The organism is Pseudomonas sp. MIL19 (assembly GCF_028680365.1).
GTDB lineage: Bacteria > Pseudomonadota > Gammaproteobacteria > Pseudomonadales > Pseudomonadaceae > Aquipseudomonas > Aquipseudomonas spirodelae.
On record NZ_JAPPVG010000005.1, the window covers coordinates 129,808 to 152,049 of the forward strand.

The following is a 22,242-nucleotide window of genomic DNA, read 5'->3' on the forward strand; positions in this document are numbered from 1 at the left end:
CGCCTATAACCACTTGTCTGCGGTTCAGTCGCCCTGATAGATCGCGACCTGGTTACGCCCGCTGTGCTTGGCCACATACAGCGCCTGGTCGGCCTGCTGCGAGAGCAGTTTGCCATCCAGGTTCGGGCTCAGCTGGGCGATGCCGCCGCTAAAGGTGCAGGACAGGTCATGCGGCTGCGCCGAGTATTGGATTTCCGCAAAGCGCTGGCGGATGTCATCCAGCACGCGCTTGGCTGACTCGGCGTCGGTATTGGGCATGACCACGGCGAACTCTTCACCGCCGTAGCGACCAATATGGTCGGTCTTGCGCAGGCGTTGCTTGAGAAACAGCGCCAGGCTCTTGATCACCCGATCGCCCATGGGGTGGCCATAGGTGTCGTTGACCTTCTTGAAGAAGTCGATATCGATCATCGCGAAGCTCAGAGGCTGGCCGTCGCGTTCGGCACGAAAGCGCGCGTCTTCGAGCAGTTGCAGGGTATGGGTGTGGTTGTACAGGCCGGTCAGGCTGTCGCGTACCATGCGCGCCTTGAGGCTGCGCGCACGGGCGGCGCGGTTGCGTACGGTGGCGATCAGGTGGCGCGGCTTGATCGGTTTGGTGAGGAAGTCATCGCCGCCTTCACTCATGGCATCGAGCTGCTTGTCCAGGTCATCTTCGGCGGACAGGTAGATGATCGGCACGCTGACATAACGGTCGTTGTGGCGAATCACCTGGGCCAGTTCCGGGCCGCTGCACTCGGGCATGTACATGTCGAGGATGATCAGGTCGGGCTGGAAGTCGGCCAGCTGGCTCATCGCCTGAATCGGTTCGACCAGGGTGCGGGTGACGATGCCGGCACTGTTGAGCACGCGCTCGGTGTGTGTGACCTGCGCCCGCGAGTCGTCGATGATCAGCACCTTGTAGGGTTCGTACTGCGAGACATGCGTCAGCACCTCGATGCGTTCGAACAGGTTCGAGGCGTCCAGGCTGCCGGTGAAGAACTCCTGGCCACCGGCGCGTACAGCCTTCAGGCGGGTCAGGGTGTCGGTGTCTTCAGCGCTGAAGAACAGCAGCGGGATCTTGTGTTTGAGGCCTTCCTGCACGCTCTGTGCAAGCTGTAGGCCGCAGCCGGGGCCGGAGAAATCGACTTCCATCAGGATCGCGGCGGGGTGGCGTTCCAGGATGGCGTTGCGAAACGCGTTGGCAGTGTCCAGGGCAATGGCCGTCATGCCGAAGAACTCTAAGCGCTGGACCAGTTGCTCGGCACGCTCGATATGTTGCAGCGCCAGGTACACCGGTTTGCGCAGCGGCGGTAGCACGGTTTGCTCGAAACGGTCGCCGTGGCGCAGGCCGGTGCGCGACAGGCGCTGCAGCAGCAGGTTGAGTTGGCTGATCAGTTGGCTGTTGAGGCGACCGCGATTGTCGGCGACCTGTTGCAGGCTGTTATTGATCTCCTCGGCCAGCTGGCGGTGCTCGGCCTGGTCGAAGCGTTCGGCGTAGCGTTGCAGCAGCTGCGTGGCTTCGCGTAACTCGGCCATGCCAGTGTCGTTCCATTCACTGCGTTGCAGGCGCTGCCAGACTTCCAGTACTTGGCGTGCCTGATTGATGACGCGCTGGGCGAAGTGCTGCTTGAGGCGGTCGCTGCTGGGGTCTTCGTGCTCGATCATGGCGCGGGTTCGATTGGGTCGGCTTATGCAGGGGAAGTGATGGCTTATTGCTAGCAATCGTACCACTGGCGAACGGTTTTGTTCGCGCCGTCGATCTATTGGCGTCGGCCTTCTGTCGACCCCGTCACAGGTGGCAGATTGACTCAGACGCGCTAAGTTTGCCGATCTTCGCTGCGCAGCACGCCGCGCTTCACTTATAGTTAAAGCCAGTCGCGCAACCCTGCGAGGGGATTGTGGTCGAACGAGAGCCTGCGGGCGGCGCTGCCACAGCGCAGCACGCTCCGCTGTGGCCTCGCTACTTGAGTAAAAAAGGACAACGCCATGCTGGATTGGAAGAATCGAACTGCCGCTGCGTCTGCTGGCGCCACCGGCTCAGCTGACAGTACCCCCAACAAGTCCTCCGCTAACTGGGTTGTACGCACCGTGGGTGGATTGATCGGGCTTTTCCTGCTGTTGGCGCTGGTCGTCGGCTGGTACTGGAGTCAGGAGCCTGCGCAGTTTTCTGTGCAGCAACGCGCCGAGGCGGCTTCCCAGGCGCGCGGGCATAAGCTGGTGAATGGTTACACCACTGCCGAAACCCTCAAGCAGGTGGCCAATACGTTGCTCGACAAGCCGGGCGGCTATCTGTCCAACGACCTCGCGCCGCCGGGCCTGTGGCTCGACAACATGCCGAGCTGGGAGTTTGGCGTGCTGGTGCAGGTGCGTGATATGTCCCGCGCGCTGCGCAAGGACTTCACCCGTTCGCAATCGCAATCCACCGAAGACCCGGATTTGGCCAAGGCCGAGCCGCGCTTTCACTTCGACAACAAGAGCTGGGCGCTGCCGGCCTCCGAGGCCGAGTATGCCGAAGGCATCAAGTCGCTTGATCGCTATCTGGCTCGCCTTGCCGATCCCAGTCAGTCCAATGCGCAGTTCTATACCCGCGCCGATAACCTCAACAACTGGCTGGGCGATGCCGCGACCCGTTTGGGTTCGCTGTCGCAGCGTCTGTCGGCCAGCGTGGGTCAGGTACGTCTGAATACCGCGGTGGTTGATCCGGCGCTGGCCGAAAGCGTGGCTCAGGCCGACTTTGTCGAAGGCGTGAACTACGAAACACCGTGGTTGCAGATCGACAACGTGTTCTACGAAGCCCGTGGTCAGGCCTGGGCGCTGGCGCACCTGCTGCGCGCCATCGAAGTGGATTTCGCCGATGTGCTGGCGAAGAAGAACGCCACCGTCAGTGTGCGTCAGATCATCCGTGAGCTGGAGGCCGCGCAGGAACCCCTGTGGAGCCCGATGATCCTCAATGGCAGCGGTTATGGTTTGCTGGCTAACCACTCGCTGGTGATGGCCAACTATATTTCGCGGGCCAATGCCGGCCTGATCGATCTACGCCAACTGCTGTCGCAGGGCTGATCGGTGGCCTGGTCTGACGCTGAGGCGGCGCACCGCGCTGCCTCGGATCGCGAGCGCATCGCCTGGGTCGACGAGGATGACCAGTTGCTGGGTGGCGTGCTGCGCAGCGAACTGCGTCAGCGCCATTTGCGCGGCCGGGGCACCTATATCCTGCTCTTCAACAGTGCCGGCCTGCTCTGCGTGCACCGGCGTACCCTGAGTAAGGCGCTGTATCCGGGCTACTGGGATGTGGCCGCCGGCGGCATGGTGCTGGTGAATGAAAGCTATGCCGAGTCCGCCGCCCGCGAACTGGCGGAAGAGCTGGGCATCGTTGATGCGGTGCTGGTTGAGCACGCGCATTTTCGTTACGACTCGCCGGAAAGTCGCCTGTGGTGCATGGCCTATTCGGCGGTCTCCGACGCGCCGCTGGTGTTGCAGCCTGAGGAAGTCGTGGAGGCGCGATTTATCACCATCGAACAGGCCTTGGCGGAGACCCAGCATTTGCCCTATTGCCCCGATTCGCTGGCCGCCTTGCAGCGTTATCTGGCAGCCACTGCGTAGGATGGGTCGGGCCGCGTAGGTTAGCCGTAGGCGTAACCCATCGTTTCGCGAGGAGGGGTATTGCTGCGCTCAACCCATCCTACGACCAGCTCTGGCAGGGTAATCCCGCGCCGTTTAAGGCTTTGTGCAGGATATGTGGACGTTTTGTTCGGCATCCTGCACAGCGTCGCTTATGCGCCGAGTAATGGCGCATTTTTACACTTAGCAGCAGCGTTTTTTGCCGTTACACTGCGCCGCCTTCAAGCCTTGGCCGTAAAGCCTAGGTGCGCTGCCCCTGCCAGAGTGGGGCTTCGCGGTCGACGCCTTAACCGGTATTCAGTCGGCCAGTCGCTATCCGGCCCCCTTCGAGGACAAACCGGTGGTCAAGAAAGCTTCCTCATTTGCCGCCCTTAGCGGCCTGGTGTATTCCACTGATAGCGGTCGGCATTGCCCTGACTGCAGCCAGCCGGTGGACGCCTGCACCTGCAAACAAACCCAGATTCCCGACGGTGATGGCATTGCCCGCGTGCGCCGCGAAACCAAAGGCCGTGGCGGCAAAACGGTGACCAGCATCAGCGGCGTGCCGCTGGCCGAAGAGCCGCTGAAAGAGCTGGTGGCGGCGCTGAAGAAGCGTTGCGGTTGCGGCGGTTCGCTCAAGGACGGGGTGATCGAGATTCAGGGCGATCACGTCGAACTGCTGATTGCCGAACTGCTCAAGCGCGGCTTCAAGGCCAAGAAGTCCGGCGGCTGATCCAGGTTTTCTAAAGGTGCTCGGCAGTTGCACTGTCAATTGCCGGGCTATTGTCATTTCCAGAGTTTAATCTGTACGCGCCTTGGTTATGCCCGGGCCACTATCGCCAGTAAGGGAGACTTCAATGTCTGCACGACGCACACGCAAAGATGACGGCAGCCAATGGACAGTTGCGGACAGCCGCAGCGTTTATGGCATTCGCCATTGGGGCGCGGGTTACTTCGCGATCAATGACAAGGGTCGTGTCGAAGTGCGCCCGAACGGCCCGAAAAGCACGCCGATCGACCTCTACGAGCAACTCGATGAGTTGCGTTCCAGCGGTCTGTCGCTGCCGTTGCTGGTGCGTTTCCCGGATATTCTGCAGGACCGCGTGCGCCAGCTGACTGGCGCCTTCGACGCCAATATCGCGCGCCTTGAGTACCAGAGCCCCTACACCGCGCTGTACCCGATCAAGGTCAACCAGCAGGAAGCGGTGGTGGAAAACATCATCGCCACGCAGAACGTTTCCATCGGCCTGGAAGCCGGCTCCAAGCCGGAGCTGATGGCCGTGCTGGCGCTGGCCCCGAAGGGCGGCACCATTGTCTGCAACGGTTACAAAGACCGTGAATTCATCAAGCTGGCGTTGATGGGGCAGAAGCTCGGTCACAACGTATTTATCGTGATCGAGAAAGAGTCTGAAGTGCAGCTGGTGATCGAGGAGGCGGCCGAGCTCAAGGTTGCGCCGCAGATCGGTCTGCGTGTGCGTCTGTCGTCGCTGGCATCGAGCAAGTGGGCTGACACCGGCGGCGAGAAATCCAAGTTTGGCCTGTCGGCGGCGCAGTTGCTGTCGGTGGTTGAGCGCTTCCGCGCGGCGGGTCTGGATCAGGGCATCCGTTTGCTGCACTTCCATATGGGTTCGCAGATCGCCAACCTGTCCGACTACCAGCACGGCTTCAAGGAAGCCATCCGCTATTACGGCGAGCTGCGTGGCCTCGGCCTGCCGGTCGACCATATCGACGTCGGCGGCGGCCTGGGTGTGGATTACGACGGCACTCACTCGCGCAACGCCAGCTCGATCAACTACGACATGGATGACTACGCCGGTGTGGTGGTCGGCATGCTTAAAGAGTTCTGCGACGCGCAAGAGCTGCCGCATCCGCACATCTTCTCCGAGAGCGGCCGCTCGCTGACCGCGCACCACGCCATGCTGGTGGTGCAGGTCACCGATGTGGAAAAACACAACGACGAGATCCCCAAGATCGAGGACGTTACCAGCCTGCCGGAAACCGTGCGTTATCTGGTCGAGCTGCTCGGCCCGACCGATATCGAGATGGTCACCGAGACCTACTGGCGCGCCACCCACTATATGAGCGACGTGGCCACTCAGTATGCCGACGGCAAACTCAGCCTGACCGAAAAGGCTCTGGCCGAGCAGTGCTACTTCGCCGTATGCCGCCGCCTGCACAATTCGCTCAAAGCCCGTCAGCGCTCGCACCGTCAGGTGCTGGACGAGCTGAACGACAAGCTGGCCGACAAGTACATCTGCAACTTCTCGGTGTTCCAGAGCCTGCCGGACACCTGGGCCATCGGCCAGGTACTGCCGATCCTGCCGCTCAACCGTCTCGACGAAGAACCGCTGCGCCGCGCCGTGCTGCAGGACCTGACTTGCGACTCCGACGGTAAAATCCGTCAGTACGTCGATGAGCAGTCGATCGAAACCAGCCTGCCGGTGCACGAAGTGCGCGAGGGTGAGGATTACCTGCTGGGGATCTTCCTAGTCGGCGCCTATCAGGAAATTCTCGGCGACATGCACAACCTGTTCGGCGACACCGACTCGGTGAACATCTACCAGAACGCCGATGGCAGCGTGTACCACGCCGGTATCGAGACCCACGACACCATCGAGGACATGCTGCGCTACGTGCACCTGTCGCCGGAGGAGCTGATGACTCACTACCGCGACAAGGTCGCCAGCGCCAAGATCACCCCGCGCGAACGCACCCAGTTCCTCGATGCACTGCGTCTCGGCCTGACTCGTTCGTCCTACCTGTCGTAATACGCACCTGCTGAATGCACAGGCCCCGCAATGCGGGGCCTTTTGCTATGGCGCGGCTTCACGCTTAAGCAGCGCGGCCTTGCGTTCCAGGCCCCAGCGGTAACCGCCGAGGCTGCCGTTGCTGGCAATCACCCGGTGGCAAGGGATGAGCAGCCCCAGCGGGTTGCTGGCGCAGGCCCGCGCCACGGCACGCGGGTGGCTGTCGCGTTGCGCAGCCAGTTCGGCGTAGCTGCGCGTCTGCCCTGTGGGGATTTGCTGCAACGCGCGCCACACCTGCTGCTGAAATACCGTGCCACGCATATCCAGCGGCAGGTGGGCGGCGCGCTGTGGCTCGCAGATCTGTGCGAGTAGCTGGCCCAGCCACTCGCCCAGCCCCAGGTCATCACGCTGAATAACCGCAGCGGCAAAGCGTTGTTGCAGTTCTGCCTGCAAGGTGGCCGGCTCGTCAGCCAGCAGCACGGCGCAAACACCGCCAGCGCTGCTGGCCAGGAGTATCTGGCCAAGCGGGCAGGGCGCAATGGTGTAGCGCAGGTGTTCACCGGCCGCTTGTTTGCGGCGCTGAGCTGGGCTCAAGGCGCTAGCGTGCTGATACAAGTCGCGGGTGCTGGTGTAGCCAGCTGTTAAGGCGGCATCCAGCACGCTGTGTGCGTGGGGCAAGTGCTGCTCTAATTGCTGCTGGCGGTAGGCGGCGCTCCAGGCGTGCGGGGTCATGCCGGTGCGCAGTTTGAAGGCGCGCGCTAGGTGAGAGGCGGACAGGCCGATCTGTGCTGCCAGTTGCGCAAGTGTCAGGCGTTGCTCGGTGTTTGCCAGTCGCTGGCAGGCGGCAATCACCAATGCGTCGAGTAGCTCCGCTTGGCTTTGCCCCTGCGGCGAGCAGCGTTTGCACGGGCGGAAACCGGCTGTTGCCGCGCTGCCCGGGTCGGCATAAAAGCTGACGTTGTCACGCTTGGGCCGCCGTGCCGGGCAACTGGGCCGGCAATATATTCCCGTGCTGTGCACGGCGAATACAAAGGCGCCATCCTGAGCGGCGTCGCGGTTACATATGGCGTGCCAGCAGTGTTCGGTGTCGAGCATCAGCGAATCTCCCTGAGGTCTTGTGGATTGTCGGCTGCGGCGGCTGAGCTGCCAATCCACTTGTGACTTTCAAACAGCGCTGAGTGCACGATCAGTACGCAGGTTTTTCTTACGCGTCCGGCGGCGTAGCCCGGCTACGGCTATTGATCCGCGCGGCTTAACGCCATATTTATGCATCCGTTAAGCCTCAGCTGCGCTCACGAGGGTGGGCGCTTGGCTTGGATTGACGTATAAGGGGCGGCAGAGCCGACTTGGGCAACACAGGACCCCTGATTAAAGCTGATGAAGACGCCAAAACGTATTGAGCCCCTGGTTGAAGCCGGGCTGGTCGATGAAGTGATACGCCCGCTGATGAGCGGTAAAGAAGCTGCGGTCTATGTGGTGCGCTGTGGCGAAGAACTGCGCGTCGCCAAGGTCTATAAAGAAGCCAACAAACGCAGCTTCCGTCAGGCCGCCGAGTACCAGGAAGGCCGCAAGGTGCGTAACAGCCGTGATGCCCGGGCCATGGCCAAGGGCTCGAAGTACGGCCGCAAGGGCCAGGAAGACGCCTGGCAGAATGCTGAAGTGGCGGCGCTGTTCCGCCTGGCCAATGCCGGCGTGCGCGTCCCCAAACCGTATGACTTCCTCGAAGGCGTGCTGCTGATGGAACTGGTCGATGACGGCGAGGGCGATGCTGCGCCGCGCCTCAACGATGTTGATCTGCACCCGGACGATGCCCGCGAATTCCATGCTTTCATGATTCAGGAAGTGGTGAAAATGCTCTGCGCCGGTCTGGTGCATGGCGACTTGTCTGAATTCAACGTACTGCTCGATCCAGGTGGCCCGGTGATTATCGACCTGCCCCAGGCGGTGGATGCGGCCGGCAATAACCATGCGTTCAAGATGCTTGAGCGTGATGTCGGCAATATGTCCGCCTATTTCGGTCAGTTCGCCCCGGAGCTACGCTTTACCAAGTACGCCAAGGAGATGTGGGCGCTGTATGAGGCCGGTGAACTGACTCCGGAAACCCCGCTCACTGGTGAGTTTGATGACCCGGAAGAAGAAGCCGATATCGACGCAGTGATGCGCGAAATCAAGGCCGCACTGGCCGATGAGGAGCGGCGCCAGGCGTTGCTGAATGCCGAAGACGCGCTCAAAGGCGAAGAACCTCCGCCACCTTGGGCGCAATAGGCTGAGAATGCTGCAGAGAAAAATGCCGCTTACCTGATCAGGTCAGCGGCATTTTTTATCTCAGTTATCCATCACCGGCAGCGTTCAGTCTGTAGGGTGGATGACGTTTTTTCATCCACCCTCGGGAGGCGCGGTGGTGGATGGGTGGAGCGACATCCACCCTGCGGGGCCGCAGCATGAACCTAAGGCTATAGCCGCGCAGCCTTGAAGGTATCGCAGCTGCCAACATTGCCTTGGGCAAAGCCGGTTTTAAACCAGCGTACGCGTTGCTCAGAGGTGCCGTGGGTGAAGGAGTCCGGCACCACTTGGCCACGCGCCTGCTTCTGCAGGCGGTCATCGCCGATGGCATTGGCGGCGTTCAGCGCTTCTTCAATATCCCCTGGTTCCAGCCAGTCATTGCGGCGCTGGCCGTGGTAAGCCCATACGCCTGCCAGGCAGTCGGCCTGCAGCTCCTGGCGCACCAGTAGGCCGCTGGCACCTTCCACCCGCTCGCCCTGTTGCCGCGCCGCGTTGACCTTGGCCGAGACGCCGAGCAGGGTTTGCACGTGGTGGCCGACTTCGTGAGCGATCACGTAGGCCTGAGCAAAGTCACCGGCAGCGCCAAAGCGTTGTTCCAGCTCGCGGAAAAACGCCAGGTCGATATACACCCGCTGATCGCCCGGGCAATAGAACGGCCCGACCGCTGAGTTAGCGAAGCCGCAGGCCGAGTTGACACCGCCGCGAAACAACACCAGCGTGGGATCGCGGTACTGCCGATTGGCGCCCTGGAAAATTTCCCGCCAGGTGTCCTCGGTGTCGCCCAACACGGCGCGCACAAATTCCGACTGCTCGTGATTGCTTGCCGGCGCGGAGCTTTGTGGCGCACTGACCGAGCCGCCCTGCATGGCTTGTCCGGCCAACTGGCCGAGGATCTGCATCGGGTCCTGGCCGTTGAGCAGGCCAATGACCACCACAATGGCCACGCCGCCCAAGGTCAGCCCTTTGCCGCCGCCCATTCGTGAGCTGCTGCCGCGTGCGTCCACCACGTTGTCACTGCGTCTTCCACGTTTCCAGCGCATGGTTGTCGTCCTGTAATAAGTGGTGGGCGTGTGTGCTGGCTCGCCGTAGGCCCGTTATCCGTGGCTCAGTTGGCCGGATAGTCGCTGATAATCTGCTCTGCGCCTTGCTTGTCCAGGCCGATCACCTGATAAGCATCGCGCACATTGCCGTATTCCATGCCGGGCGAGCCGGTCGGCATGCCCGGTACAGCGGCGCCGAGCAGGTCGGGTTGTTTACGCAATTTGAGGATGTCGGCGGCCGGCACATGGCCTTCGATAAACTGGCCGTCAATGACCCCAGTGTGGCAGGAGGCGAGGCGAGGTGGCACGCCCAGGCGCTGTTTTACCGCGCTCATGTCGTTCTCAATATGGTCGTTGACGGTAAAGCCGTTGTCTTGCAGGTGGCTGATCCAAGCTTTGCAGCAGCCGCAATTGGGGTCGCGGTGGACGTCGATGGTCAGCGGTTCGGCAACAACGCTCAGGCTGCTGAGTAGGCCGGCGAGAAGAATAAGCGGGCGCATAAGTGGGCTCCTAGAGTCAATGCTGGAAGCTTACCGCTCAATCTGCACAGCAACCACAGTGGATTTCCGAAACGCCCGAAGTGCGCTTATGCTGCAAAGCCGATCCCCGGGCTAAGGATGCTGTTCATGCTATTTGCACGCGTAATTCTGCTGATTCAATTGCTGGCATTGGCTGGCTTGGGGCTGGCTTATTTCATCAACCCCCATGAAATGGCCAATCTCAGCGGCATGCTGCTGATGTCGCCCGCGGCGGCGACCGACATGCGCGCGTTTTACGGCGGTTTGCAGATCGGCCTAGCGGCGTTTATCGGGCTGTCACTCAGCCGCCTGGACCTGACCCGCGCCGCCTTGACCCTGCTGGTGCTGCTTTACAGCTCGCTGGCGTTGGCGCGCATCGGCGGCCTGTGGCTGGATGGCGGCGCGCAGCAGACCTTTAACTTCTACGCGCTGCTGCTGGAAGTGGTGTCTGTGGGGCTTTGCTTCTGGGCGCTGCGTGGGTTGCCGCGCCAGTAAAGCTAGCGGCGCTCCAGCAGCACACCTGACTCCATGTGGTGGGTGTAGGGGAACTGGTCGAACAGTGCGCAGCGCGTCACTTTGTGGGTGTCGCTGAGTTGCGCGATGTTGGCGGCCAGGGTCTCCGGGTTGCAGGAGATATACAGAATGCGCTCAAAGCGCCGGGTCAGCTCGCAGGTGTCCGGGTCCATCCCGGCACGCGGCGGGTCGACAAACACGCAGCCAAAGTCATAGCTTTTCAGGTCGATACCGGCCAGGCGGCGGAACGGGCGCACTTCATTCAGCGCTTCGGTCAGTTCTTCGGCGGACAGACGCACCAGGGTGATGTTGTCTACGCCGTTGTCTTCCAGGTTGGCCAAGGCGGCATTCACCGAGGACTTGCTGATCTCGGTGGCCAGCACTTTGCGTACGCGGGTGGCCAGCGGCAGGGTGAAGTTGCCGTTGCCGCAGTACAGCTCCAGCAAGTCATCCTGGCGTTCACCGAGCGCTTCATAGGCCCAATTCAGCATCTTCTGGTTCACTTCGCCGTTGGGCTGGGTGAAGGCGCCTTCTGGTTGGCGATAGCTGAAGGTGCGACCGGCGACGTTGAGTTTCTCCTCAACATAATCCTTACCGATGACGATGCGCTTGCCCTTGGAGCGACCGATGATGCTTACCTGCAGTTCGTCGGCGAGCAGCTCGGCTGCGGCTTGCCAGGCGTCATCCAGCGGGCGGTGGTAGCACAGGGTAATCAGCCCGTCGCCGGCCAGGGTGGTGAGGAATTCGACCTGAAACAGCTTGAAGCTCAGCGCACTGCTGGCCTGCCACGCCGCTTTCAGGCGCGGCATCAGCGCATTGATCTGCGCGCTGGCAATGGGGAAGTCTTCAAAGAAAATCGGCGTGTGCTTATCACCTGCTTCGAACATGGCGTAGTGGCGGTCTTCACCCTCACGCCACAGGCGAAATTCTGCACGCAAGCGATAGTGCTCGCGAGCAGACTCGAACACTTCGGGTGCGGGGGCATTAAAAGGCGCCAGCAGCTCGATCAGGCGCTGCTGCTTTTCAGCCAGCTGGACGGCGTAGCTGGCGGGATCGAACTGGGAACGGCTCATGCAAGACTCTTTTCAAAAAAGGCGCGGGTGAACCATGGCCACCCGCAAGGTATCAGGCGAAGTACGCCAGTTTGATCACAAACAATGCCGACAACACCACCAAAGCGGGGTTGAGGTCGCGCCAGCGGCCCGCCAGCAGCTTGATCACGGTCCAGGCGATAAAGCCAAAGGCAATGCCGTTGGCAATCGAGAAGGTCAGTGGCATGGCCAGGGCGGCGATGACCACCGGGGCGGCGACGGTGAGGTCGTCCCAGTCGATCTGCGCCAGGCTGCTCATCATCAGCACGGCGACAAACATCAGCGCCGGGGCGGTGGCGAAGGCTGGTACGGCGCCGGCCAGTGGTGCGAAGAACAGGCTCAGCAAAAACAGTGCAGCCACCACGCAAGCGGTCAGGCCAGTGCGGCCGCCGGCGCTGATGCCCGCCGCGGATTCGATATAGCTGGTGGTGGTCGAGGTGCCCATTGCGGCGCCGGCCATGGTCGCGGTGCTGTCGGCCAGCAGAGCGCGGCCGAGCTTGGGCATTTTGCCGTCTTTATCCAGCAGGTTGGCTTTTTGCGCGACGCCGACCAGGGTGCCGGAGGTGTCGAACAGGTCAACGAAGAGGAAGGCGAAAATAACGCTGAGCAGGCCGATATCCAGCGCGCCCATGATGTCCAGTTGCAGCAGCGTCGGCATCAGCGACGGCGGCATCGAGACCACGCTGTCGAGCTGCGACAGACCGAACACAATCGACAGGCCAGTGACCAGCAAAATACCGATCATCACCGCACCGGTGACGCGGCGGTAAGCCAGTGCAGCGATCACGAAGAAGCCCAGGCAGGCCAGCAGTGGGGCGCCTTGGCTGAGGTCACCTAGGCCCACCAGGGTGGCCGGGTTGTCGACCACGATACCGGCGTTTTTCAGCGCGATGATCGCCAGGAACAAGCCAATACCGGCAGCAACGCCGGCCCGCAACGCCATCGGGATGCTGTTGATGATCCACTCGCGAATCTTGAAGATCGACAGCAAAAAGAAGATCACCCCGGAGAGGAAGACCGCGCCCAATGCCACCTGCCAAGTGTGACCCATGGTCAGCACCACGGTGTAGGTAAAGAAGGCGTTGAGGCCCATGCCCGGCGCCAGGGCGATCGGGTAGTTGGCGATCAGGCCCATGATGGCCGAGCCGATGGCGGCTGCCAGGCACGTGGCGACGAACACCGCGCCTTTATCCATGCCGGCTTCGGCAAGGATGTTGGGGTTGACGAAGAGGATGTAGGCCATCGTCAGGAAGGTGGTCAGCCCCGCCAGCATCTCGGTGCGCACCGTGGTGTTGTGGGCTTTGAGTTGGAACAATCTTTCCAGCATGTGCAGCTCCCCGATAACGGCGTTCTGTGCCGTGTTTATGCAAACCGAAAGCAAAGCACATCCACATGGTTGTGCATGTTTTTGCTGGCGATCTGGAAAAAGGCGCGCATCATATCAGCTCGTCTGGGTGCGGTGAATTTATGACCGATCAGGCAGCTTATGGCTGTATGCAAACGTGGCGGGTGGAGGTGCGAATGCTGGTAAACCGCGACCCGCACAGATACCTGTCCGCGCCTGCGGTGGCCTGCCGCCGCGAGGCAGAACAACGTCGGTAAAAGGCGCCAAATCCCTTGTGGCAGGCTGTCACGCGACAATCAACCACAGCGGAACTTGCCCGTGCTGGGGATACTCTTCAACTAAGCCTTGACCTGGATCAAGGCTGTCGGATTCGTCATGTGGCCGAGCCGTTGTCGGCGTAAGGCGCTCTGTCCGACGGTTGCCCGTAGCGTATCCGCGGGGCAGCTGGCTGTTTTACCTGACTGAGGACGCACCATGTTCGGATTAGAGGCACTCGACCTCGCCCGTATCCAGTTTGCTTTCACCATCTCTTTCCACATCATCTTTCCGGCCATCACCATTGGCCTGGCCAGTTACTTGGCGGTGCTTGAAGGGCTCTGGCTGAAAACCGGGCAGGAGGTGTACCGCGACCTGTACCACTTCTGGGCGAAGATATTTGCGGTCAACTTCGGCATGGGCGTGGTCTCTGGCTTGGTCATGGCCTACCAGTTCGGCACTAACTGGAGTGCCTTTTCCGACTTCGCCGGGGCGGTCACCGGGCCGCTGCTGACGTATGAAGTGCTCACCGCATTCTTCCTAGAAGCGGGCTTCCTGGGTGTCATGCTGTTTGGCTGGAACCGCGTCGGTCCGGGCCTGCACTTCTTCTCCACGGTGATGGTGGCGGTCGGTACGTTGATCTCAACTTTCTGGATTCTTGCCTCCAACAGTTGGATGCACACCCCGCAGGGCTTCGAGATTATCGACGGGCGGGTGATCCCGGTTGACTGGTTCGCGGTGGTGTTCAACCCTTCGTTCCCCTACCGGCTGGCGCATACGGCGACGGCAGCATTCCTCTCCACGGCGTTCTTCGTCGGCGCCTCGGCGGCCTGGCACTTGCTGCGGGGGCGCGACAATCCGGCAATTCGCAAGATGCTCTCGATGGCCATGTGGATGGCCTTGATCGTGGCGCCGATTCAGGCGGTGATCGGCGACTTACACGGCCTCAACACGCTGAAGTATCAGCCGGCGAAAATCGCCGCGATTGAAGGCCACTGGGTAAACCACGGTGACGAGCCGACTCCGCTGATTCTGTTCGGCTGGCCAGATATGCAGCGCGAGGAAACCCGCTTCAAGATCGAGATTCCCGCGCTGGGTAGCCTGATCCTGACCCACAGTCTGGATAAGCAGGTGCCGGCGCTCAAGGAGTTTGCCAAAGAAGATCGGCCTAATTCGACCGTGGTGTTCTGGACCTTCCGGGTCATGGTTGGCATCGGCATGCTGATGATTCTCACCGGCCTCTGGGCTTTGTGGCTGCGCGCGCGCGGCAAGCTGTTCCAGGCGCGGCCGTTCCTGCACCTGGCGGTGTGGATGGGGCCGTCGGGCATCATCGCCCTGCTTGCCGGCTGGTACACCACCGAAATTGGCCGCCAGCCGTGGGTGGTCCAGGGGTTGATGCGCACCGCCGACGCTTCCTCCGGGCACAGCTTTGCGCAGATGAGCCTGACCTTGGCGTTGTTTGTGGTGGTGTACTTCGCCCTGTTTGGCGCGGGCCTCGGCTACATGATGCGTCTGGTGCGCAAAGGTCCGGTTACCGATGAAGGCAAGGAAGTTGCCGAGGGCGGTCCAGGCCAGAAGCGTACGCCGTCACGGCCACTGTCTGCAGCCGAAGAAAGCTTCGACGAAGGCGGAAGCGACTCACTGGCTGAGAGGAATTGAACATGGGTATTGATCTCTCGCTGATCTGGGCCGTGATCATTGCCTTCGGGGTGATGATGTATGTGGTCATGGACGGTTTCGACTTAGGCATCGGCATCCTCTTTCCCTTTGTCAAAAGTGAAGGTGAACGCGATGTCATGATGAACACCGTGGCGCCCGTCTGGGACGGTAACGAAACCTGGCTGGTACTCGGTGGCGCGGCGTTGTTCGGCGCATTTCCGCTGGCCTATGCCGTGGTGCTCAACGCGCTCTACCTGCCGCTGATTTTTATGCTGCTGGGGCTGATCTTCCGTGGCGTGGCGTTTGAGTTCCGTTTCAAGGCTAAGGCGGCCAAGCGGCATCTCTGGGACAAGGCGTTTATCGGCGGCTCGCTGACCGCGACCTTCTTTCAAGGAGTGGCGCTGGGTGCCTATATCGATGGCTTCGAGGTGGTTGATCGGGCCTATGCCGGTGGTGCGCTGGACTGGCTTACGCCGTTCTCGCTGTTCTGCGGCCTGGCGCTGATTGCTGCTTATGCCTTGCTCGGCTGCACCTGGCTGATCATGAAGACGGAGGGGCGTCTGCAGGAGCAGATGCACAACATGGCGCGGCCGTTGGTATTTGTCCTGCTAGGCGTCACCGGCATTGTCAGCCTGTGGACGCCACTGGCCCATGCCGACATCGCCGAGCGCTGGTTTAGCCTGCCGAATATCTTCTGGTTTATGCCGGTGCCGCTGCTGGTGCTGCTGTGCACCTGGGCGCTGCTGCGTGCGGTGGCGCGTAACGCCAACTACGCGCCGTTCCTGCTGACCCTTACGCTGATCTTCCTCGGCTACAGCGGCCTGGGTATCAGCCTGTGGCCAAATATCATCCCGCCGTCGATCAGCATCTGGGAAGCCGCTGCACCGCCGCAGAGTCAGGGGTTCATCCTGGTCGGGGCGCTGTTCATCATCCCGTTTATCCTGATGTATACCGCCTGGAGCTATTACGTGTTCCGCGGCAAGGTTACGGAAGAAGATGGTTACCACTGAGGCTTGGCTACGGTCTGCTGCGCGTCGGCTCTGCTGCGTTAAAAGCCGGCTCGGAAAGCCGCTTGCGGCTAACGCGCTTCAGCGCGGCCCGCAGGGCGAGTGAAACGAGTAATGCTCATGTGCAAAAGCTCCCGCCTGCTTTGACCAGCCGGAGGCTGTTACTAACGTAGCGCCTTGCAGGACTCTAGCTCGCGAGACCTCAGGTCACTAATGAGGGCGCAAAATGAATGATCTAGACGAGAAAAAGCCGCTGTTGCAGCGGCTCGGCTGGCTGGTAGCGATCTGGGCTGGCAGCGTGTTGGCGTTGGGCGCGGTGTCTTATGTGCTGCGGTTGTTTATGCAGGCGGCGGGGATGGGTACGCCGTAAGTGGCGACAGGTGCTGAAAGTGTTGCCTTCAGTCAACAAAAAGCCCGCCGATTGGCGGGCTTTTTGTTACAGGCGTTAAGCCTTAGTTACCGTAAACCGGGAACTTGGCGCAGACCGCTTTAACTTGCTCGCGGATGCGCGCTTCAACCGCTTCGTCGCCCAGGTTGGCGAGGATCTCGCAGATCCAGCCAGCCAGTGCGCGGCACTCTTCTTCCTTGAAGCCGCGTGTGGTCACCGCCGGGGTGCCGATACGCAGGCCGGAGGTGACGAACGGCGAACGTGGATCGTTCGGTACGCTGTTCTTGTTCACGGTGATAAAGGCGCGACCCAGGGCGGCGTCAGCATCTTTACCGGTGATGTCTTGCTTGATCAGGCTGAGCAGGAACAGGTGGTTCTCAGTACCGCCGGAGATGACGTCGTAGCCCTTTTCAATAAACACGCTGGCCATGGCCTGGGCGTTTTTGATCACTTGCTGCTGGTAAGTCTTGAACTCAGGCTGCAGGGCTTCTTTGAAGCACACTGCTTTACCGGCGATCACGTGCTCCAGTGGACCACCCTGGCCGCCTGGGAATACCGCGGAGTTGAATTTCTTCTCCAGCGCTTCGTTGGCACGGGCCAGGATCAGGCCGCCGCGCGGGCCGCGCAGGGTTTTGTGCGTGGTGGTGGTGACCACGTCAGCAAACGGCACTGGGTTCGGGTACACGCCAGCAGCAACCAAACCGGCTACGTGGGCCATGTCGACGAACAGGTAGGCACCGACTTTGTCAGCGATGGCGCGGAAGCGCGGGAAGTCCAGCACCTGCGAGTAAGCGCTGAAGCCGGCAATGATCATCTTCGGCTGATGCTCAACGGCCAGACGCTCAACTTCGTCGTAGTCGATCAGGCCAGTGACGGTATCGATACCGTACTGCACGGCGTTGTACACCTTGCCGGAGAAGCTGACGCTGGCGCCGTGGGTCAGGTGGCCGCCGTGGGCCAGGCTCATGCCCAGTACGGTGTCGCCGGCGTTCAGCAGGGCCAGGTAGACCGCGCTGTTGGCCTGGCTGCCGGAGTGCGGCTGGACGTTGGCGTAGTCAGCGCCGAAGAGTTCTTTGGCGCGGTCGATGGCCAGCTGCTCGACGATGTCGACGTACTCGCAACCGCCGTAGTAACGCTTGCCTGGGTAGCCTTCGGCGTACTTGTTGGTCAGTACCGAGCCTTGGGCTTCCATCACCGCTGGGCTGGTGTAGTTTTCCGAGGCGATCAGCTCGATGTGATGTTCCTGGCGCTGGGCTTCTTGCTCCATCGCGGCAAACAATTCGGCGTCATAACGGGCGATAGTCAAATCACGGCTGAACATGGCATTCCCCTGAGAAAATCAGCTGGGCGGTAGAAAGAGGGGGCGAATTCTACCCCATCCATCCTAAACAGGCATATGAAGCGTGGTCATCTGGCGGACAAGCGGGGCTCATGCAGCCAGGCTGTCAGCCCAGCATAAACAGCGCGGTGCCGGTAAACAGCGCGGTGAACTGGTGCGCCGGCATCGGCCGGCCGAGCAGGAAGCCTTGCACTTCGTCACAATCATGGCCGCGCAGGAAGTCCAGCTGGGCCAGGGTTTCCACGCCTTCGGCGATTACCGTGAGGTTGAGGCTGTGGGCCATGGCGATGATCGCACGGGCAATCTGGCCGTCTTGTTCGCCGTGGGGCAGGCCGTCGACAAAGCTGCGATCAATCTTCAGCACGTCGATGGGGAATTGCTTGAGGTAGTTCAGCGAGGAATAGCCGGTGCCGAAATCATCGATGGCGATAAACACGCCCAGTTGCTTCAGGCTGCTGAGGGTTTGCATGGCGTTGGCCACGTCTTCCATGAGGATGCTTTCGGTCAGCTCCAGTTCCAGGCACGCGGCAGGAATGTCGCTCTGCTTAAGGATTTGCGCAATCCGTTGGTGCAGGTCGCCCTCGGCAAATTGGCGCGCAGACAGGTTGACCGAAATCTTCGGCACGCGAATGTTTGCCTGTCGCCATTCAGCCAGCTGGCGGCAGGCTTCACGTAGCACCCAGTCGCCGACCTGGACCACCAACCCCAGCTCTTCGAGCACCGGAATAAAATCATCGGGCGGGACCAGGCCGCGCTGCGGATGCTGCCAGCGCAGCAGCGCCTCGGCGCCGGTCAGGCGCTTACCGTCGCCGGAGAATTGCGGTTGGTAATACAGCTTGAATTGACCCTGTTCGAGGGCGTGGCGCAGGTCGCTTTCCAGCTCCAGGCGCTGCAGGGCGCTGGCGTTCATGTCGGCTTGGTAGAACTGGAAGTTGTTTTTGCCGCGCTCCTTGGCGTGGTACATCGCCGTGTCGGCATTCTTCATCAGTTGGCTCAGCTCGTTGCCATCCTGCGGGCTTAGGGCGATGCCGATACTGGCGGTGACGAAGAATTCGCGGCCTTCGAGGATAAATGGCTGCGCGAGGCTGGCGAGAATCTGCTCGCCGACATGAATCGCCCGAGTCATCGCGCCCTCGCGCCGCGCCTCGGACTGCAGCAACAAGGTGAACTCATCGCCGCCCATGCGCGCGACGGTGTCGTCGCTGTCGACGCAGGCGCACAGGCGCATGGCGACTTCCTTAAGCATGCGGTCGCCCGCGGCGTGGCCGAGGGAGTCGTTGATCGGCTTGAAACGGTCGAGATCGAGGAACATCAGCACCACCCATTCCTGGTGCCGTTCACCGTGCTGCAGGGCGCTGTGCAAACGGTCCTGGAACAGCGTGCGGTTGGGCAGCTGAGTCAGGGCGTCGTAGTAAGCCAGGCGGTGGATGCGCTGCTCGCTGGCCTTGCGCTCGCTGATGTCGCTGAAGAAACACACGTAGCTGACCAAGTCACCTTCATCATCCTTAACCGCGGTAATGCCGACCCAGGCTGGGAATTTCTCGCCGTTCTTGCGCTTGAGCCATACCTCACCTTCCCAGCTGCCCTGTTGGTTGAGCTGCTTGATCACAAAACCCAGGTGGCTGGCTTGTTGGGTGTCGGCGGTGAGTAGGCTCGGCAGCTGGTCGAGGATTTGCTTGGGGCTGTAGCCGCTGACTCGGCTGAAGGCATGGTTGACCTGAACGATATAACCCGCCGGGTCGGTAACCAGAATCGCCGCCGTGGAATGCTCGAATACCGTGGCGGCCATGCGCAGGTCTTTCTCCGCGCGGCGCTGCAGGCTGATGTCGCGGCCGACACCGAGCAAGCCCTCGAAGCGCCCGCTGTCATCCCACATGGGCACCAGGCGCAACTCCACGGGGATTTTCCGGCCGTCGGCGCGCAGGGCATCAAAGACGAACAGCTGTGGGACAAAATGGCTGCGCAGTTCGGCCATCCGCAGCGGGTCACCCAAGGCGTTGCGCACGCGCTCAAGCAGCGCATAGAAGCCGCTCAGTTGGTTTGGGTTGGTGGCCAGGCTGAGGAAGCCGTTGCTCAGGGCCCACTCACTGTCATAACCGAGCACGGGCTTTATCGAGGGGCTGACGTAATTGAGCTGTAGGCGGTTGTCAGTGGAGAAAATCACGTCGCTGATACTTTCCGCGAGCAGGCGGTAGCGCTGTTCGCTGGAGCTTAGGGACTCACTGCGGGTGATTTGTTCGGTGATGTCCTTGGCCACGCCGATCAGGCGGCTGACCCGGCCTTTATCATCGCGCGCCAGGGCTTGTTCGCGAATATCAAACCAGTGCCAGTTGCCATTGCGGTGGCGCCAGCGCAGCTCGAATTGCATCAGCATGCCATTGCCCAGCACCTGCTGGATGTTACGCATGCGTTGGTACAACTCGACATCGTCGGGGTGCAAGAGCTTTTCCCACAGGCGTTCGCCGAGCTGGTGCATCTCCGCCTTGCTGTAACCGAGTTGCGGGCCGAGGTGGTTGTTGCTGTACATCACCCGCTTGGCAGTGATGTCGTGCACATAAATGGTGTCGGGTACCGCGCTGACCACATCGGACCAGAAACGCTCGCGTTCGAGCAGGGAGGTTTCGATGCGCTTGCGGTTGGTGATGTCGCTGATGCTCAGGGTCACGGCTTGCAGGTCGTCACTGCTGGCCGGTACGCGCAGCAATAGCCACAGATGGCGCTCTTGACCTTGTGCGGTGACGATCTGGCGTTCCATTTCCAGTTGCCCGCCGCCGCTGAGCAGGGTCTTGATCAGCTGCAGGCGGAAGCCGTTCGGGCGCAGTTGCCCGCTGCTGAACAAGTATTCCCAGGCCTGCGTGCTGGAATTGACGCCCAGCAGCTGCAACACCACCTGGTTGGTCTCAGTCAGGCGCATAAGCTGTGACAGCTCGTTATGGTGCTGTAGGTCGCTGGCCAGCCAGCGCTCTAGCGCGGTGAAGTCCTGCAGCTGTTGGGTGTGTAGGAAGTCATGCAGCTCGCGGAGGTCAAGCACACACAAAGCCGTGCCGGTGCCGTCAAAGATATCCTGGTAACGCCGGCGTGTTTCCTGCAGCACCTGAGAGGCGTGCTGTTCTTCGGTGACATCGCGCAGCACCCAGACAAACCCGGTACGTCGATTGTCTTCGCTGAGGTCGCTGCGGCTGATGTCGTACAGATGGGGCGTGCCGTTTTGCTGGACTTCCACCAGGTCCGGGCCATGGTCATTGTGCAGCCCGGTGTCGTGCAACAGCAGAGGGTCAAGGCGTGGCAGCAGTTTAAGCAGGTGCCAGTCGCGCGCCTGGTCGTTGCTCAGGCCGAACATGGCTTCGGCTTGCGGGTTGAGGTACTGCAGCTGGCCATGCGTGTCGGTGACCAACACGCGCTCCTCGATGGCGCCCAGCACGCTGGCGGCTTGTTGCAGCGAGCGTCGCGAAGCGGTGTTGAGTGCGTGCAGTGTGCGTTGCTCATGCAGCAAGCGATACAGCGCCAGCAGGGTCAAGGTGGCGCAGAGGATGAACAGCAGCAGCTTGCTGGTCTGTTGCGGCAGTTGCTGGGCGCGCACTTTGCGTTCATTGAACAGCGCGCGCAGCTGCCAATCACTGCCCTTGAGCGACGTTTCGAGAATGCTCTGGCTCAGGTTTTCCGCCGTTACGGGTGGTGCAATCCAGGATTTATCAGATATCTGCTTGTCGCTGCTGACAATCACGCGCTGCGCAGTGCGGTCTTCAAGTAGCCACCGGTGAGAGTCTTGATGATGTTCATGCAGCCAGCTGCTGAGTGCCTGGTTGGTTAGGCGCAGCACCCAGAAGCCGCTCGCGGGGCTGTCGGGCTTATGCCGAATGAGCAGGTAGATGCGCCCATTGTCGTTAGCGCTGAAGGTATAGAAAAACCCTTCGTCGCGGCCACGTTGCAGCAGTTCCGTGATGTACAGCGCATCTTCACTGGGGGCATGGCTGTCGGCGATGATCTGGCCCTGGTTATTTAGCCAGACCAGGCTGCGTAACGTCGGGAATACACCGCGCAGGATGTGCAGCAATTCCGCCCACTCATCAGGGGTGCTCGGGGGGCGAACATGCTGATGCAACAAGGCCTGGCCAGCGCGGGCCTTGAGGTCCATGTTCAGGCTGATGTGGTTAGCCAGTTGGCCGCTGTAGGCCAGTGTCAGTTGGCGCTGGTTCTCCAGCAGCTGGCGGGATTCCTGGCGTAGCTGCCAAATCAGTAGCACCAGCATGCTCAATACCAACACCACCAATGCGCCACGCATCGTGCCGCGCATCACCTTGACCGGTGCCGCGCCGGGGGAGTGCGCTGTGGTAGGGGGCGTAACTGTCGGCAACGCGTTGCATCCTGAAGGCTGGGTGGCGATGGGCGAGTCCCTGGCTGGGCGTAGTTTGGCCGGCCAATACGGGGCGGCTAGCATGCCATAACTGTGGCGAAGTGCCAGCGCCGCCGACGAGCGTGGT

General features: G+C 61.3%; 18 protein-coding genes. 10 read left to right on the forward strand and 8 right to left on the reverse strand.

Translation table 11 applies throughout. The annotated features are described in order from the left end of the window. Nucleotides 1-24 precede the first annotated feature (24 nt). Nucleotides 25-1,644 carry a PleD family two-component system response regulator gene (locus tag N1078_RS05915; RefSeq protein WP_274087274.1) on the reverse strand — a complete coding sequence of 540 codons (1,620 nt, stop codon included), beginning with the start codon at nucleotides 1,642-1,644 and terminating at the stop codon, nucleotides 25-27. A gap of 321 nt (nucleotides 1,645-1,965) precedes the next feature. Between N1078_RS05915 and N1078_RS05920 the strand changes: the two genes are divergently transcribed. The 4 genes from N1078_RS05920 (at nucleotide 1,966) to speA (ending at nucleotide 6,344) form a co-directional block, all read left to right on the forward strand. Further along, nucleotides 1,966-3,039 carry a DUF2333 family protein gene (locus N1078_RS05920; RefSeq protein ID WP_274087275.1) on the forward strand — a complete coding sequence of 358 codons (1,074 nt, stop codon included), beginning with the start codon at nucleotides 1,966-1,968 and terminating at the stop codon, nucleotides 3,037-3,039. Between the two features lie 3 nt (nucleotides 3,040-3,042). Continuing rightward, nucleotides 3,043-3,579 carry an NUDIX hydrolase gene (locus N1078_RS05925; protein ID WP_274087276.1) on the forward strand — a complete coding sequence of 179 codons (537 nt, stop codon included), beginning with the start codon at nucleotides 3,043-3,045 and terminating at the stop codon, nucleotides 3,577-3,579. Nucleotides 3,580-3,937: 358 nt separating this feature from the next. Further along, nucleotides 3,938-4,309, forward strand: a complete 372-nt coding sequence (locus N1078_RS05930; protein WP_274087277.1) for a translation initiation factor Sui1 — start codon at nucleotides 3,938-3,940, stop codon at nucleotides 4,307-4,309. Nucleotides 4,310-4,433: 124 nt separating this feature from the next. Then, the gene (gene speA / locus N1078_RS05935; RefSeq protein WP_274087278.1) at nucleotides 4,434-6,344 is read left to right on the forward strand and encodes an arginine decarboxylase; all 1,911 of its coding nucleotides are present in this window, start codon (nucleotides 4,434-4,436) and stop codon (nucleotides 6,342-6,344) included. Nucleotides 6,345-6,389: 45 nt separating this feature from the next. Here speA and ada read toward each other — a convergent pair whose 3' ends face one another. Next, the gene (ada, locus tag N1078_RS05940) at nucleotides 6,390-7,418 is read right to left on the reverse strand and encodes a bifunctional DNA-binding transcriptional regulator/O6-methylguanine-DNA methyltransferase Ada (protein WP_274087279.1); all 1,029 of its coding nucleotides are present in this window, start codon (nucleotides 7,416-7,418) and stop codon (nucleotides 6,390-6,392) included. Between the two features lie 282 nt (nucleotides 7,419-7,700). On the opposite strand from ada, the gene N1078_RS05945 reads away from it, so the two are divergent. Continuing rightward, nucleotides 7,701-8,588, forward strand: a complete 888-nt coding sequence (locus N1078_RS05945; protein WP_274087280.1) for a PA4780 family RIO1-like protein kinase — start codon at nucleotides 7,701-7,703, stop codon at nucleotides 8,586-8,588. Nucleotides 8,589-8,776: 188 nt separating this feature from the next. Here N1078_RS05945 and ypfJ read toward each other — a convergent pair whose 3' ends face one another. After that, nucleotides 8,777-9,646, reverse strand: coding sequence for a KPN_02809 family neutral zinc metallopeptidase (gene ypfJ, locus N1078_RS05950; protein WP_274087281.1), 870 nt, complete (start codon nucleotides 9,644-9,646; stop codon nucleotides 8,777-8,779). A 65-nt stretch (nucleotides 9,647-9,711) separates the two neighbouring features. Further along, nucleotides 9,712-10,146 (reverse strand): DUF411 domain-containing protein, encoded by a 435-nt coding sequence (locus N1078_RS05955; RefSeq protein ID WP_274087282.1) that lies wholly within the window; start codon nucleotides 10,144-10,146, stop codon nucleotides 9,712-9,714. Nucleotides 10,147-10,272: 126 nt separating this feature from the next. Here N1078_RS05955 and N1078_RS05960 point away from each other — a divergent pair, with 126 nt between their 5' ends. Further along, nucleotides 10,273-10,659, forward strand: coding sequence for a DUF4345 domain-containing protein (locus tag N1078_RS05960; protein WP_090240132.1), 387 nt, complete (start codon nucleotides 10,273-10,275; stop codon nucleotides 10,657-10,659). Between the two features lie 2 nt (nucleotides 10,660-10,661). On the opposite strand, the gene trmA is transcribed toward N1078_RS05960, so the two are convergent. Then, complete coding sequence (gene trmA / locus N1078_RS05965) at nucleotides 10,662-11,750, reverse strand: tRNA (uridine(54)-C5)-methyltransferase TrmA (RefSeq protein ID WP_274087283.1); 1,089 nt, start codon at nucleotides 11,748-11,750, stop codon at nucleotides 10,662-10,664. Nucleotides 11,751-11,802: 52 nt separating this feature from the next. Next, nucleotides 11,803-13,095 carry an NCS2 family permease gene (locus N1078_RS05970; RefSeq protein ID WP_274087284.1) on the reverse strand — a complete coding sequence of 431 codons (1,293 nt, stop codon included), beginning with the start codon at nucleotides 13,093-13,095 and terminating at the stop codon, nucleotides 11,803-11,805. A 492-nt stretch (nucleotides 13,096-13,587) separates the two neighbouring features. On the opposite strand from N1078_RS05970, the gene N1078_RS05975 reads away from it, so the two are divergent. The 3 genes from N1078_RS05975 (at nucleotide 13,588) to N1078_RS05985 (ending at nucleotide 16,404) form a co-directional block, all read left to right on the forward strand. Next, the gene (locus N1078_RS05975) at nucleotides 13,588-15,027 is read left to right on the forward strand and encodes a cytochrome ubiquinol oxidase subunit I (protein ID WP_274087285.1); all 1,440 of its coding nucleotides are present in this window, start codon (nucleotides 13,588-13,590) and stop codon (nucleotides 15,025-15,027) included. 2 nt (nucleotides 15,028-15,029) lie between these two features. Continuing rightward, on the forward strand, nucleotides 15,030-16,037 hold the full coding sequence (gene cydB, locus N1078_RS05980; protein WP_274087286.1) for a cytochrome d ubiquinol oxidase subunit II: 1,008 nt from the start codon (nucleotides 15,030-15,032) through the stop codon (nucleotides 16,035-16,037). A 223-nt stretch (nucleotides 16,038-16,260) separates the two neighbouring features. Next, on the forward strand, nucleotides 16,261-16,404 hold the full coding sequence (locus N1078_RS05985) for a DUF2474 domain-containing protein (RefSeq protein ID WP_274087287.1): 144 nt from the start codon (nucleotides 16,261-16,263) through the stop codon (nucleotides 16,402-16,404). 82 nt (nucleotides 16,405-16,486) lie between these two features. On the opposite strand, the gene glyA is transcribed toward N1078_RS05985, so the two are convergent. Both glyA and N1078_RS05995 read right to left on the reverse strand, forming a co-directional pair. Beyond that, nucleotides 16,487-17,743: a serine hydroxymethyltransferase gene (gene glyA / locus N1078_RS05990; protein WP_274087288.1), complete on the reverse strand. Its 1,257-nt coding sequence runs from the start codon at nucleotides 17,741-17,743 to the stop codon at nucleotides 16,487-16,489. A gap of 124 nt (nucleotides 17,744-17,867) precedes the next feature. Further along, on the reverse strand, nucleotides 17,868-22,010 hold the full coding sequence (locus tag N1078_RS05995) for a sensor domain-containing protein (RefSeq protein WP_411912061.1): 4,143 nt from the start codon (nucleotides 22,008-22,010) through the stop codon (nucleotides 17,868-17,870). Here N1078_RS05995 and N1078_RS06000 point away from each other — a divergent pair. After that, a complete protein-coding gene (locus N1078_RS06000) occupies nucleotides 22,009-22,206 on the forward strand; it encodes a hypothetical protein (protein WP_274087322.1) in 198 nt (65 codons plus the stop codon). The two genes, N1078_RS05995 and N1078_RS06000, sit on opposite strands and share 2 nt — an antisense overlap. Nucleotides 22,207-22,242 lie beyond the last annotated feature (36 nt).

What these genes read in the sequence shown, in the direction of transcription:
- N1078_RS06000 (WP_274087322.1), top strand. Translation starts at nt 22,009, where the DNA reads ATGCTCAATACCAACACCACCAATGCGCCACGCATCGTGCCGCGCATC.
- N1078_RS05915 (WP_274087274.1), bottom strand. Translation starts at nt 1,644, where the DNA reads ATGATCGAGCACGAAGACCCCAGCAGCGACCGCCTCAAGCAGCACTTC.
- N1078_RS05970 (WP_274087284.1), bottom strand. Translation starts at nt 13,095, where the DNA reads ATGCTGGAAAGATTGTTCCAACTCAAAGCCCACAACACCACGGTGCGC.
- cydB (WP_274087286.1), top strand. Translation starts at nt 15,030, where the DNA reads ATGGGTATTGATCTCTCGCTGATCTGGGCCGTGATCATTGCCTTCGGG.
- speA (WP_274087278.1), top strand. Translation starts at nt 4,434, where the DNA reads ATGTCTGCACGACGCACACGCAAAGATGACGGCAGCCAATGGACAGTT.
- N1078_RS05955 (WP_274087282.1), bottom strand. Translation starts at nt 10,146, where the DNA reads ATGCGCCCGCTTATTCTTCTCGCCGGCCTACTCAGCAGCCTGAGCGTT.
- ypfJ (WP_274087281.1), bottom strand. Translation starts at nt 9,646, where the DNA reads ATGCGCTGGAAACGTGGAAGACGCAGTGACAACGTGGTGGACGCACGC.
- glyA (WP_274087288.1), bottom strand. Translation starts at nt 17,743, where the DNA reads ATGTTCAGCCGTGATTTGACTATCGCCCGTTATGACGCCGAATTGTTT.
- trmA (WP_274087283.1), bottom strand. Translation starts at nt 11,750, where the DNA reads ATGAGCCGTTCCCAGTTCGATCCCGCCAGCTACGCCGTCCAGCTGGCT.
- N1078_RS05920 (WP_274087275.1), top strand. Translation starts at nt 1,966, where the DNA reads ATGCTGGATTGGAAGAATCGAACTGCCGCTGCGTCTGCTGGCGCCACC.
- N1078_RS05985 (WP_274087287.1), top strand. Translation starts at nt 16,261, where the DNA reads ATGAATGATCTAGACGAGAAAAAGCCGCTGTTGCAGCGGCTCGGCTGG.
- N1078_RS05975 (WP_274087285.1), top strand. Translation starts at nt 13,588, where the DNA reads ATGTTCGGATTAGAGGCACTCGACCTCGCCCGTATCCAGTTTGCTTTC.
- ada (WP_274087279.1), bottom strand. Translation starts at nt 7,418, where the DNA reads ATGCTCGACACCGAACACTGCTGGCACGCCATATGTAACCGCGACGCC.
- N1078_RS05945 (WP_274087280.1), top strand. Translation starts at nt 7,701, where the DNA reads ATGAAGACGCCAAAACGTATTGAGCCCCTGGTTGAAGCCGGGCTGGTC.
- N1078_RS05960 (WP_090240132.1), top strand. Translation starts at nt 10,273, where the DNA reads ATGCTATTTGCACGCGTAATTCTGCTGATTCAATTGCTGGCATTGGCT.
- N1078_RS05995 (WP_411912061.1), bottom strand. Translation starts at nt 22,010, where the DNA reads ATGCTGGTGCTACTGATTTGGCAGCTACGCCAGGAATCCCGCCAGCTG.